This window comes from Clostridium cellulovorans 743B (assembly GCF_000145275.1).
Taxonomy (GTDB): domain Bacteria; phylum Bacillota; class Clostridia; order Clostridiales; family Clostridiaceae; genus Clostridium_K; species Clostridium_K cellulovorans.
Genome location: NC_014393.1, coordinates 2,556,923 through 2,569,667, shown reverse-complemented (window position 1 = coordinate 2,569,667; position 12,745 = coordinate 2,556,923). Strand labels below are relative to the sequence as shown.

Sequence of the window (12,745 nt, the reverse complement as noted above, 5' to 3'; positions counted from 1 at the left end):
AGGATGATAGAAAATGTTAGTACCAGTTAAATGGCTTAAAGATTATGTTGATTTTGATATATCACCAAAGGAACTTGGAGACAGATTGACTTTATCTGGTTCAAAACTTGAAACTGTTGAGGTTTCTGGGGATGAAATTAAAAATGTTGTTACAGGAAAACTTATAAAGATTGAAGCGCATCCTGATGCAGAGAAATTATCTGTATGTCAAGTAGATATAAATGCAGAAGAACCTATACAAATAGTTACTGCTGCAACAAATATGAAGGAACAAGATATAGTTCCTGTTGCATTACACGGATCAGTTCTTGCTGGTGGTCATAAAATTAAAAAAGGTAAACTTAGAGGTATATTATCTAACGGAATGTTCTGTTCTGAAGAAGAGCTCGGCTTAGCAGAAGAAGGCACTTGTCATGGACTTATGATTCTTCCAGAAAGCACTCCAATAGGAGAAGATATAAAAACTGTTTTATCTATGGGCAAAGCTGTTTTAGACTTTGAAATTACTTCAAATAGGCCAGATTGCTTAAGTATACTTGGTATGGCAAGAGAAACAGCTGCTACAATAAACACTAAGTATAAAATGCCTAACTTTACTTATAAAACAACTTCAGCAGAGAACATAACAGATTTATTAAAAGTAACAATACAAGATCCTCTTTGCAGAAGATACATATCAAAAGGAGTTAAGAATGTAAAAATTCAGCCTTCTCCAGCATGGATGCAAGAAAGACTTGAAGAAGCAGGGGTACGTCCTATAAATAACATAGTTGATATAACTAACTTTGTAATGCTTGAGCTTGGTCAACCAATGCACGCTTTTGATGCAAGAGATATTAGAGGTAATTCAATAATTGTTGATAGAGCTTCAAATGATGAAAAATTCTCAACTTTAGATGAAATTGAAAGAACTCTAACTTCAGATATTTTAACAATTAGGGACGGTGAAGGTGCTATAGCTCTGGCCGGAATCATGGGTGGCTTAAATTCAGAGATAAAAGATGATACAACAACAGTGTTCTTTGAATCAGCAAACTTTGATGGCAAAAATATAAGAGTTTCTTCTAAAAACTTAGGCCTCAGAACTGAAAGTTCTTCGAGATTTGAAAAAGATTTAGATCCAAATCTTCCAGAGTTAGCTATGAACAGAGCTTTAAATCTTATTGAAGAGCTTGGTGCTGGTGAAATAATGGAAGGCATTATAGACCTTTATGAAAATCCTGTAAAGCCTCATATTATCGAAATTGACAGTCAGTGGGTTAATAAGTTCTTAGGACTTAATATTACAAAAGAAGAGATGAAATCTTGTCTTGATAGACTAGATTTATCTACTGAAATAGTAGATAATACTTTAAAAGTAACAGTTCCAACGTTCAGGATAGACTTAAACATAAAAGAAGATATCGCAGAAGAAATCGTAAGAATCTATGGATACAATAATGTAGTTTCTACTGTACCAAAAGTTGTATCTGAAAGAAGCGGAAAAACTGTAAAGCAAATAACAGATGATTTAATCACAGATACACTACTAGGCAGTGGTTTATATGAATCAATAAGCTATTCATTTTTTGGAGAAAAGGATTTTGATAAAGTTAATATAGCAAAAGACAGCTCCTTAAGAAATGCTGTTACAATTAAAAATCCTCTTGGTGAAGATTACAAGTTAATGAGAACTACTTCATTACCTTCTATGATGGGTAACTTAGCAAGAAACTACTCAAGAAATAATGAAGAAGCAAGATTATTTGAAATAGGTAAAGTATATATAAAATCAGAGGATCCATATGAACTTCCAACAGAAGTTAGAACTTTGACTATCGGACTTTATGGTAATGTTGATTATCTAGATTTAAAAGGTGTTGTGGAAAATGTTCTTGAAACTTTAGGAATTAAAAAGGTTTCCTATGAAAGAGAAACAGAAAATCCTACTTTTCATCCAGGCAAAACTGCTAAACTTATGGTAGGAAGAGAATTTGCCGGAGTATTCGGAGAAGTTCATCCAATGGTAAACGAAAATTGGAAGGTTGACGAAAGATGCTATATAGCTGAATTATATTTAGATGTTCTTTATAAAAACGCTTCTGATGAAAAGAAATACAAACCATTACCTAAGTATCCAGCTGTTACTAGAGATTTAGCTATCCTTGTAGATGAAAATATACTTGTGCAAGAAATTGATGAAATAATCAAGAAACAAGGCGCAAATATGATTGAAGAAGTCAAACTCTTCGACGTATATAAAGGAAAGCAAATTCCTGAAGGTAAAAAGAGTGTTGCTTATTCACTAGTATACAGACTTGCAAACAAAACTTTAACTGATGAAGAAGTTAATAAAACTCATCAAAAGATTTTAAAGACTTTAGAGCATAAACTAGGTGCAGAACTAAGATAAAATTAATAATGCTAGAGATACTGAAATTGATCAGCTGTCTCTAGCATTTATCATATCTTTACTATTGATTCTTATCTACCATTATATGAACCTAATCCTTTATCAAAAGTTATATTATTTCCGTCTGAAGTTGCAACAATGGTTCCAGATTCGTCAGTCCTATATACAGGTATTGAAGCTGCTTTTAATCTATTCATAGTAGCTTTTGCAGGATGCTTGTACGAATTATCTTTACCAACAGATATTACTGCATACTTAGGATTTACAGCCTTTAAAAAAGCGGCTGTTGTTGAAGAAGGGCTACCATGATGTCCAATTTTAAGGAGATCAGCTTTAATAGTTTGTCCACTTTTCAACATTTCAGCTTCAGATTCATCTTCTGCATCACCAGTTAATAAAAATGAATTATTTCCATAGACAACTCTTACAACTATTGAATCATTATTCAAATCTTCATACCCACTACTATTTGGAGAAACTATAGTTATTTCGGCTCCGCCTAAATTAAATTTTTCTCCAACCTTAGGTTCTGTAAATGTCAATTTCAAGTTTTTCGCTGTAGATACTAAATTTTTATAAATACTTGTTGTAGCAGTTCTTTTTCCAATATAAAAATTCTTTACTGGAAAGCTTTTTAAAACTGTTGGTAAACCTCCAATATGATCTTCATGGATATGAGTTGCGATTACATACTTTAACTCTTTTACTCCTGAATTTTTTAAATATTCAACTACAATAGAAGAATCATCTTTATTCCCTCCATCAATTAGCATAAATTCTCCATTTTGTTCTAATAGAATACTATCAGCTTGACCAACATCAATGAAATGCAATTTTAGTGATGTTGTTAGTGGAGTAATAACTTGCTTTTTTTCTTCATCTTCAATACCGTTAGTACTATTATCTGAAGTGTTTTTATCTTCTTTATCTTTATTTACATTAGTACTTACTTTATCCTTTGAAGCTGTATCAGAAGTAAAAATTTTAGATATAATGTTGGTGGCTTTTGGCATGTCCGTAGTGGCATTTTCTAATCCTAGTAAGCCACTTATAATTAATATTCCCAATATCAATAATAATACTGGTAAAACAGGATTTTTAGTGGATTTTCGTTTTCTTCTTTTTGCCATTAATCTTTCTCCTTATAAAAAATGTTAAAAATTTTCTTTGCAATTTACGTTTTCACTGCAACTATGTATCAGTATAGATTTTATAATCAACTTTCCATATATAAATTTCAATGATGTTTCACCATTAACCCTATATACAGTTGATAAAACAATATAAATTTTTGTATCTGTATTGTTATTTTATACTTTTTAACATTTATATTGATGTATCTACATTATACACTTATAATAAATTAAATAAATATGATTATAAAATAAAAATGTATTTATATATTAAATAGAAAGTAACATGTAAAGTGTTTACATTTAATAAATATAAGTATATAATAATAAATATAAATTTTATAAATATATAAAGACTATGAACAGAAATAGTAGGGAATGTTGAAATTTTAAGAGAACCGTGGTTGCTGCGATGCGGTATTTTTCGAATCTTGAACTCATCTGGAAGTTTTCACCTGAAGATACATAAGTATTTAGGGCAGAACGTTTATTCCACGTTATAGGAATGTTGCATATGTTGAATTTTATTTAAAGATATCTTTAAATTAGTTGTTAAATTCATATATTTTCAGTTATAAAAAACAGTTTTTAACAATCTAATTTGATTGAAATTTTTACTAGTATGCAACTTAAAGTTGGACTTATGTAAGTCAATTAGAGTGGTACCGCGGGTTAACCTCGTCTCTTTGTTAGAGACGGGGTTTTTATTTTTTATAAAATTTAGAAATGCTTTTACAATTTCGAAATTTTTAGTAAACAAAGGGGGCAAAAAAATGTATCGTAAGTATAAGAAATATGAAAAAGTTAAACTTGAAAATCGTATGTGGCCTAACAATGAAATTGAGAAGGCTCCTATTTGGTGTAGTGTAGACTTAAGAGATGGTAACCAATCACTTCCAACACCAATGAATGTAGAAGAAAAAATTGCTATGTTCAAACTTTTGGTAAAGTTAGGATTTAAGGAAATAGAGGTTGGATTTCCATCATCATCTAACACAGAATACGCCTTTGTAAGAAGATTAATTGATGAAAATTTAATTCCAGATGATGTAACCTTGCAAGTTTTAACTCAAGCAAGAGATCATTTAATAGAAAAAACTTTTGAAAGTTTAAAAGGGGCAAAAAAAGCAATAATTCATCTTTATAATTCTACTTCTACTCTTCAAAGAGAAGTTGTATTTAATAAGTCTAAAGAAGAAATAATTGATATAGCTGTTCATGGGGCAAAATTACTTAACGAGTATAAAGCAAAGTATAAGGAAACAGATTTCACTTTTGAATATTCTCCAGAAAGTTTTACTGGAACTGAACTTCCTTATGCATTAGAAATTTGTGAAAAAGTTCTTGAAGTATGGCAACCTACAAAAGAAAATAAAGCAATAATAAATTTACCTTCTACAGTTGAAATGTCAACGCCAAATGTTTATGCTGATCAGATTGAATGGATGTGCAATAATTTCAAAAATAGAGAAGCAATCATTATAAGTCTTCATACTCATAATGATAGGGGAACTTCTACTGCAGCAACAGAACTTGGCTTATTAGCTGGTGCTGACAGAGTTGAAGGAACTCTATTTGGTAACGGAGAAAGAACAGGAAATCTAGATCTTATAACTGTAGCTATGAATTTATACTCACAAGGGATAGATCCTAAGCTCGATTTAACAGAACTTAACACAGTAGTTGAAATATACGAAGCTTGCACAAAACAATCTGTCCACGATAGACATCCTTATGTTGGGAAATTAGTTTACGCTGCTTTTTCTGGTTCTCATCAAGATGCTATCAGAAAAGGCTTTCAAGCAATGGAAACTAAAAAATCTGAATATTGGGAAGTACCATATTTACCAATCGACCCTCACGATGTAGGCCGTGAATACGAAGAAATTATAAGAATAAATAGTCAATCTGGAAAAGGTGGCGCTGCTTTTATAATGGAAAATGTCTTTGGTTTTATGCTTCCTAAAAATATGCATCCAGAGTTTGGTGCTATGGTTCAAGATAAATCCGATTCACTAGGTAAAGAATTATCCTCAGCTGAAATATTTGATTTATTTAAAGAAGAATATCTACAACTAAATGATAAATTCAATTTGAAAGGGTACAAAATTGAATCAACAGATGAGGCAGATGACATGGTAAATATCATTGCAACATTGAATATTAATAATGAAGAGAAACAAATCAGAGGAAAAGGAAACGGACCTTTAGATGCATTCTTTAACGCAATACAAGAAACCAATATAGCTAAGTGTAAATTTATCTCTTACTATGAGCATGATTTAGAAGGTGGTTCTCGTTCAAGAGCTGTATGCTATATACAAATTGAAAGTAATGGCAAAAAACATTATGGTGTAGGTATATCTGAGAACATTAATACAGCTTCATTAAATGCATTCATCAGTGCTATAAACAGATCAATGAAATAAACTAGTCCTATAAATTGATAAAAAATACTTTAGTGAATCTTATCACTAAAGTATTTTTTATGTTCTTTCTTTAAATTCCGTTTTACATTTCTTACATGTGACAGTGATATTTCCTTTGTTCCTTGGAACCCTTAATTTTTGCGCACAGTTAGGACATTTAAAAATTTTATATTCCCTTAAAGAATTGAACTTGTGTCTTAATTTATAAGCTTTTCCTTTTAAATTATGAAGTGCAATTTCAAAACTTTGAAGTTCTTGATACCTTTTGTACTTATTTTTAGAGGTTACTCTATATAAGCTAAAACCAATAGAAAATAATCCGATTAGCCAACTCCCTTTGAAAATAAGAAGAAAGCCCCCAAGATACAGAAGATATTTTGATAACTTATCCATTCCATATGAACCTTTAAAATATGAAGAAATTTTTCTCATCATACCCCTCCGACATAATTCTTTAAAATTAGATTATATTATAATACTAACATTTACAAAATACAAGAAAATACGAGAAAAAAATCTACATATTGTTTTATTGTATTTATTTGATTGGTATAATAAATAGTATGAAATAAATCTACATAATAACTTTGGAGGAAAAAAATATTGTTAAGCAAATTAAAAAGCTTTAATACTTTTATGTTAATTAACTCGTTGTGCTAGTTAAATACGTTGGCAATACTTACAAATAGAAAAACTCCAGCATATTTGCTAACCTATCATTAAAAAACACGACTAATCTAATGATAGGAGGCTAACTTATATGCCAGAGTTTAATAAAGATTTTATCATAACAATAAACAACTTAAAAGATTTTATTGTTGTCACTTATGTTATAATTGATGATTTTTACCAAAAGGTAACTCCAGCATTTATTATGAACCGTCGCAATATTGATAAGTCAGTAATGTCTGATAGCGAAATCATTACTTTATCTTTAGTAGGCGAACTCTTAACCATTGACTCTGAAAAAGCTTGGTTTGGGTTTTGTTCTAAAAACTTACGAGATCTGTTCCCTAATTTTTGTAGTAGAACAAGATTTCATAGAGTAAGAAAATCCTTATTTCGAGTCACAGATGCAATACGTAAGGAATTTATGAAATTTCTTAACTATCAATATGATCGAATAAGAATTGTAGATAGTATGCCTATTCCTGTGTGTAAATTTGGTAGAGCTCACTTTCATAAGTCATTTAAGCCGAAGGCTGCCTACGGGCGATGCGCTTCGAAAAAAGAGACATATTACGGCTTCAAATTACATGCATTAGTTGCTTTAGATGGCTATATCACAGACTTCTCTATTACTGCTGCAAACATTGATGATAGAGACGCAGTCTGGGAACTTATAGATAATTCAGTTGTTAATACACTAATAGGCGATAAAGGCTATATAGGTCAAAAGATTGCTTCGCAATTAAAAGAGATAATGGATATTAATCTTCTAACCATAAGTCGTAATAACAGTAAAATTAAACTTTTAAAACCACTTAGGCAACTCATATTCAAGGCTCGTCGTAGAATAGAAACCACTTTTTCTCAGCTCTCCGAGCAATTGAATATACAGAGGGTTCTTGCAAAGTCAACTTGGGGCTTTGCTACAAGAATAGTAAATAAAATATTAGCTCATAATCTTTGTTATTTTATAAATAAAATCTTAAATATAGGTATAGATACAGCAAAGATTAAGACATTAATATTTGGATAATAATTCCTAAGGATTTGGCGACATCTTCATTAGGAGAAGTCTGCTCAAATATATGGAATAAATATCCTATTAATGAAAACTTATCTGTTAGCACAACAGGTTAATTATTATTATTCTATTATTTAATAATTATGTTGTTAAAGCTGATGAAAAAACTATTCAATTTAAAAATATTACCTTAGAAGATGGGTTATCTCAAACCTCAATAAATTGTATGTGTCAAGATAAGAAAGGATACATATGGCTTGCAACTGACGATGGATTAAATGTATATGATGGACAAGAATTTAAAGTTTATAAATACAAACTAAATGATGAAAATAGTATTAGTGGAAACTATATAGGAGCAGTTCTGGAAGATTCTGATGGTTATATTTGGATTGGGACTGGTAAAGGTGTAAATAAGCTTAATCCGGCAAATGGTTCTATAGTCCGTTATACATATTCTAAAGAAGATTCTTCAAGCATCTCCTCAGATGGTATATTGACAATTCTTGAGGATGGAGATAATAATATTTGGATTGGTACAGAAGAAGGACTAAATAAATATGATAAATCTACAGATTCATTTGTTAGGTTCAGTCATGTAGAAAGCAATATATATAGTATAACTAATAATTGTATAACTAGCTTGTTTCAAGATTCTGAAGGTATCCTATGGATTGGTACAGAAAAAGGGTTAAACAAAATGAATTTAATTGACAACCAAATTACTCAATGCAACTATGCTTTCGATGTAGATGGAATAATGAAGGATAAATTCATAACATCTCTATTTGAGGATAATGATAAAAATTTATGGATTGGTACCTTTGATAACGGATTGTTTAAATTCGACAAAAAAGCTAATAAGTTAACGAATTATTCTCAAGGTTTTGAAGGTAATAATCAAATCGCTTTTAAACATGTAAATGATATAAAAGAAGATGACTATAATAACATATGGATTGGAACAAATGATGGTCTATTTAAATATAACAAACTTAATGATAAATTAATTGCTTATGTAAATAAATACTATGACTTAAAAAGCCTTGTTTATAATCAAGTAAATTATATTATTAAAGATAGGACTGGAATGATATGGGCAGGAACAAATAAAGGGATAAGTATTTTTAATCCAGAACCTATGTTTAATTATTATAAGAAGGATCCTACTAAAGAAAATAGTTTAAGTGATGATATGATTCGCGGAATATATAAAGATAATAATGGGATATTGTGGCTTGGAACTTTTAAAGATGGATTAAATGCCATGAATCTTAGTACTGGAGATGTAAAACATTATAGAAATAGTGAAAGTACAGATAGTCTAAGTGATGATACAATCATCAACGTATATGGAGATAAACAAGGAGACATTTGGATAGCTACTTGGAAAGGACTAAATTTATATAACAAATCTACTGACAGTTTTATTCGTTTTAATGAAGGTACTGATATTAACACGCTAGTATCTGATGCCGTAAATACCATTTATCAAGATAGAGAAGGTATAATATGGATTGGAACAGCAAATGGACTAGACTCTTACGATAAAGTTACTAAACAATTTAAACACTATAGTGATATAATGACAAAAAACAACATACTTGAACAAAATATATCAAGTATTTATGAAGATGAAAATAGAACATTATGGATTGGGTTAGGTTTAAATGGTGGTCTAGTCAAATTTGATAGAACTTCAGAAGTTATGACTTCCTATACGCAATCTCCTAATGATGCTAAGACCATATCATCAAATAATATTAAGGATGTTACTGGAGATAACAATGGTAACTTATGGATTGCCACTACTCATGGGCTTAATAAATTTTCTATATTAGAAGAGAGTTTCACTAGATTTTTTGAAGAAGATGGATTAAGTAACAATTATTTATATGGTGTTTTATTAGATACCAAAGGAAATCCTTGGGTTAGTACTGATGGGGGGCTGTCTAAATATGATGTAAGTGAAAAAACATTCACTAATTTTAATGTTTATGATGGATTACAAAGTAATGAATTCAATAATTATTCATACTATAAAAGTAGTAATGGTGAAATGTTTTTTGGGGGAATCAATGGATTTAATAGTTTTTTTCCTGAAAAGATAGAGGAAAAGAAACTACTAAATCAAAATGTCGTTATTAAAGGTGTATCAATTTACGACGAACCATTTCCAATCGATAAGTTATCTTCATTGAACTTTAAACAGAATCACTTTAGAATAGAATTTTTCTTGCCTTACTTTATAAATTCTTCTAAAAACCAATTCGCTTACTTACTTGAAGGAGTTGACTCTGAATGGAACTATGTAACTGGAAATGGTTATGCTAGATATACTAATGTTCAAAGTGGAGAATATCGATTTTTAGTAAAGGGCAGAAATAATTTAGGACAGTGGAGTGAACCTATTTCTATACCAGTAAAAATAAGTACTGCCCCTTGGAACACTTGGTGGGCACATCTTATATATATAACTACTGCTATAATGGTTATATATTTTATATGGAATCGTGTTAAAATTTTAGAGGGAATAATAAATCAAAGGACTATTTTATTAAATAATAAGTTAAAAGAAAATAAAACTCTATATGATAAATTGATTAAATATGAGAGAAGCAAAAATAATTATTTCATAAACTTATCCCACGAATTAAGAACACCATTAAATGTAATCTTATCAACATTGCAACTTATCTCAAACCTAAATGAAGGTGAAAAATATATAGAAAAACCTAACTTGAATAAATATGTTGATATTATGAGTAGGAATTCTTTAAGATTGCTAAAAGTAATAAATGACCTAATTGATGCATCAAAAATAGAGAATGGTGATTATAAGCTTACTATTTCTGAAGTTGATATTGTTTACCTTGTAGAAGAAGTTGCTTTATCCATGAAGGATTATATAGAATCTAATAATATTGACCTTATAATAGACCCTGATATAGAGGAAAAATTAATTGAATGTGATAGAACTCAAATAGAAAGATGCATTGTTAATCTACTTTCCAATGCAACAAAATACTCTAATAAAAATGGCTCCATATGGGTAACAATACTTGATGATGATACAAAGGTTCGAATTTCTATTAAAGATAATGGGATTGGAATAGCACCTAAAAATCATGATATTATTTTTGAAAGATTTGGACAAGTTAATAATAGTGAGTCTAATAAAAAAGGCAGTGGTATTGGCTTAAGTCTTGTAAAATCACTTGTTGAACTTCATAATGGAACTATTGACTTAATAAGTGAAGAAGGTAAAGGTAGCGATTTTATTATATCTTTACCTGTAAGACAAAACAAAACTAATAATAAAATCTTATAATCTAATTATTATTCATAAAAACATTCCTCACTCTAAATAATTTATAGTGAGGAATGTTTTTTTAAAAGAATTTATATTATGTTTATGTCACTAAAATTTTTCTATTTGAATCGAAAGTTTGTTATAATTAAATATACAAAAGTTTAAGAATGGAGACTATTATGCACAAAAATATAAATAATCTAACTCCTAACAAAATAGCTATACTAAGAATATCGTTACTTGTTTTGCCTATTATATCTATTTTTATTTTTTATCTTTTAAGATACTACATATTTTCTGTTGTAAAATTATTACCCCAATGTACATTTTATGAAAAAACCTCACTATTATGTCCAGGATGCGGTATGACACGTAGTATCTTAGCATTATTTCGTGGTGATATATTAAATTGCTTAAAATCAAATGTAGCAACTATGCTTATAGTTATATTTGGATTCCTTAAATATTTAGAGTTATTAGCTCTTTCATTTAATAAAAAACTTTTTTTATTACCTAGATATCCAAGCTTCTACTGGCTTGGGTTAACATTACTAATACTTTATTGGATCCTTAGAAATATCGAATTTTTTTTATTTCTTAAACCTTAATTATAAAGCTTTTGTTTACAAAGTATGTTTTTTATTGTATAATTTTTTTTAATTACATTTATCAACGTCATCAAGAGAGGTGGAGGGATTAGGCCCTGTGAAGCCTCGGCAACCTGCAAATGAGTGCAAGGTGCTAATTCCTGCGGACAAGCGTCTGGGAGATGAGGTGTTTTATAGTCATTATGTGACAATTTCCTCTATTACTCCAATGTAATAGAGTTTTTTTATGCTATTCGTTGAGGAGGAGTTAATATGTGTCCAGTTATTTTACCAAAAGATTTACCAGCTACTGCTACACTTATAAATGAAAATATTTTTGTAATGAATCACGAACGAGCTCAAAGTCAGCAGATTCGCCCCTTAGAAATTCTCTTTTTAAATTTAATGCCAACAAAAATTGTAACTGAAACTCAAATATTAAGATTGTTAAGCAATTCCCTTATTCAAATAAATGTTACGTTCTTGCAAACTTCAGATTATACAAGTAAACACACTCCAAAATCTCATTTGGATACTTTTTATACAACTTTTGAAGAAATAAAGGATAAAAGCTTTGATGCTTTAATTGTATCCGGAGCTCCAGTAGAAAATATGGAATTTGAAGATGTACAATACTGGAATGAACTAACACGAATTTTCGATTATGCTGAAGCTAATGTACAATCATCGCTATTTATCTGTTGGGGAGCACAAGCAGCCTTATATTATTATTATGGAATTGATAAAAAACCATTAGAGAAAAAAATGTTTGGTATATTTGAACACGAAAATTTAGATAAAAATTCGCCATTAATGAGAGGCCTTGATGATGTATTTTATGCACCACATTCTAGGCATACTGGTAATAGTATAGAGGATATAAAAGAAGTAAGAGATTTAGAAACTTTAGCTTATTCAAAAGAAGCAGGTCCACTTCTAATTACTGATAAATCAAAAAGAAAGGTATTCATAACAGGTCATCCTGAATATGATGCTGAAACATTAAGTTTAGAATACTTCAGAGATATAAATGCAGGGCTAAAAATCGAAACTCCATTTAATTATTTTGTTGATGATGATCCTGAAAAAGGTATTAAAGTTACTTGGCGCTCAACAGGAAGTATGATTTATAATAATTGGATAAACTATTATGTATATCAAGAAACGCCTTACAATCTCAAAAGAGATAAAAAGTAACCAA

General features: G+C 29.7%; 8 protein-coding genes and 1 riboswitch. Of the genes, 6 read left to right on the top strand and 2 right to left on the bottom strand.

All coding sequences use genetic code 11. From position 1 onward, the window contains the following. The first annotated feature begins 13 nt into the window (after positions 1-13). A complete protein-coding gene (gene pheT, locus CLOCEL_RS10820; protein ID WP_010076881.1) occupies positions 14-2,392 on the top strand; it encodes a phenylalanine--tRNA ligase subunit beta in 2,379 nt (792 codons plus the stop codon). 71 nt (positions 2,393-2,463) lie between these two features. On the opposite strand, the gene CLOCEL_RS10815 is transcribed toward pheT, so the two are convergent. Then, the gene (locus tag CLOCEL_RS10815) at positions 2,464-3,522 is read right to left on the bottom strand and encodes a ComEC/Rec2 family competence protein (protein ID WP_010076882.1); all 1,059 of its coding nucleotides are present in this window, start codon (positions 3,520-3,522) and stop codon (positions 2,464-2,466) included. A 776-nt stretch (positions 3,523-4,298) separates the two neighbouring features. Between CLOCEL_RS10815 and leuA the strand changes: the two genes are divergently transcribed. Beyond that, positions 4,299-5,954, top strand: a complete 1,656-nt coding sequence (leuA, locus tag CLOCEL_RS10810) for a 2-isopropylmalate synthase (RefSeq protein ID WP_010076883.1) — start codon at positions 4,299-4,301, stop codon at positions 5,952-5,954. Positions 5,955-6,011: 57 nt separating this feature from the next. Here the strand turns inward: leuA and CLOCEL_RS10805 are convergent, their stop codons facing one another. Then, positions 6,012-6,386, bottom strand: coding sequence for a Zn-finger containing protein (locus CLOCEL_RS10805; RefSeq protein ID WP_010076884.1), 375 nt, complete (start codon positions 6,384-6,386; stop codon positions 6,012-6,014). Positions 6,387-6,714: 328 nt separating this feature from the next. On the opposite strand from CLOCEL_RS10805, the gene CLOCEL_RS10800 reads away from it, so the two are divergent. The 4 genes from CLOCEL_RS10800 to CLOCEL_RS10780 all read left to right on the top strand — a co-directional run bounded on the left by CLOCEL_RS10800 (position 6,715) and on the right by CLOCEL_RS10780 (position 12,741). Then, complete coding sequence (locus CLOCEL_RS10800; RefSeq protein WP_010076700.1) at positions 6,715-7,656, top strand: IS982-like element ISClce1 family transposase; 942 nt, start codon at positions 6,715-6,717, stop codon at positions 7,654-7,656. Between the two features lie 103 nt (positions 7,657-7,759). Next, the gene (locus CLOCEL_RS10795) at positions 7,760-10,975 is read left to right on the top strand and encodes a ligand-binding sensor domain-containing protein (protein ID WP_341271461.1); all 3,216 of its coding nucleotides are present in this window, start codon (positions 7,760-7,762) and stop codon (positions 10,973-10,975) included. A gap of 149 nt (positions 10,976-11,124) precedes the next feature. Next, the gene (locus CLOCEL_RS23675; RefSeq protein WP_341271457.1) at positions 11,125-11,565 is read left to right on the top strand and encodes a DUF2752 domain-containing protein; all 441 of its coding nucleotides are present in this window, start codon (positions 11,125-11,127) and stop codon (positions 11,563-11,565) included. A gap of 64 nt (positions 11,566-11,629) precedes the next feature. After that, a riboswitch (SAM riboswitch) is annotated at positions 11,630-11,733 on the top strand. Between the two features lie 84 nt (positions 11,734-11,817). Next, on the top strand, positions 11,818-12,741 hold the full coding sequence (locus tag CLOCEL_RS10780; RefSeq protein ID WP_010076888.1) for a homoserine O-succinyltransferase: 924 nt from the start codon (positions 11,818-11,820) through the stop codon (positions 12,739-12,741). The last annotated feature ends 4 nt before the right edge of the window (positions 12,742-12,745 follow it).

Bases quoted from the DNA above. Each gene is read 5' to 3' on its own strand.
- CLOCEL_RS10805 (WP_010076884.1), bottom strand. From the start codon at position 6,386: ATGAGAAAAATTTCTTCATATTTTAAAGGTTCATATGGAATGGATAAG.
- pheT (WP_010076881.1), top strand. From the start codon at position 14: ATGTTAGTACCAGTTAAATGGCTTAAAGATTATGTTGATTTTGATATA.
- leuA (WP_010076883.1), top strand. From the start codon at position 4,299: ATGTATCGTAAGTATAAGAAATATGAAAAAGTTAAACTTGAAAATCGT.
- CLOCEL_RS10800 (WP_010076700.1), top strand. From the start codon at position 6,715: ATGCCAGAGTTTAATAAAGATTTTATCATAACAATAAACAACTTAAAA.
- CLOCEL_RS10815 (WP_010076882.1), bottom strand. From the start codon at position 3,522: ATGGCAAAAAGAAGAAAACGAAAATCCACTAAAAATCCTGTTTTACCA.
- CLOCEL_RS23675 (WP_341271457.1), top strand. From the start codon at position 11,125: ATGGAGACTATTATGCACAAAAATATAAATAATCTAACTCCTAACAAA.
- CLOCEL_RS10780 (WP_010076888.1), top strand. From the start codon at position 11,818: ATGTGTCCAGTTATTTTACCAAAAGATTTACCAGCTACTGCTACACTT.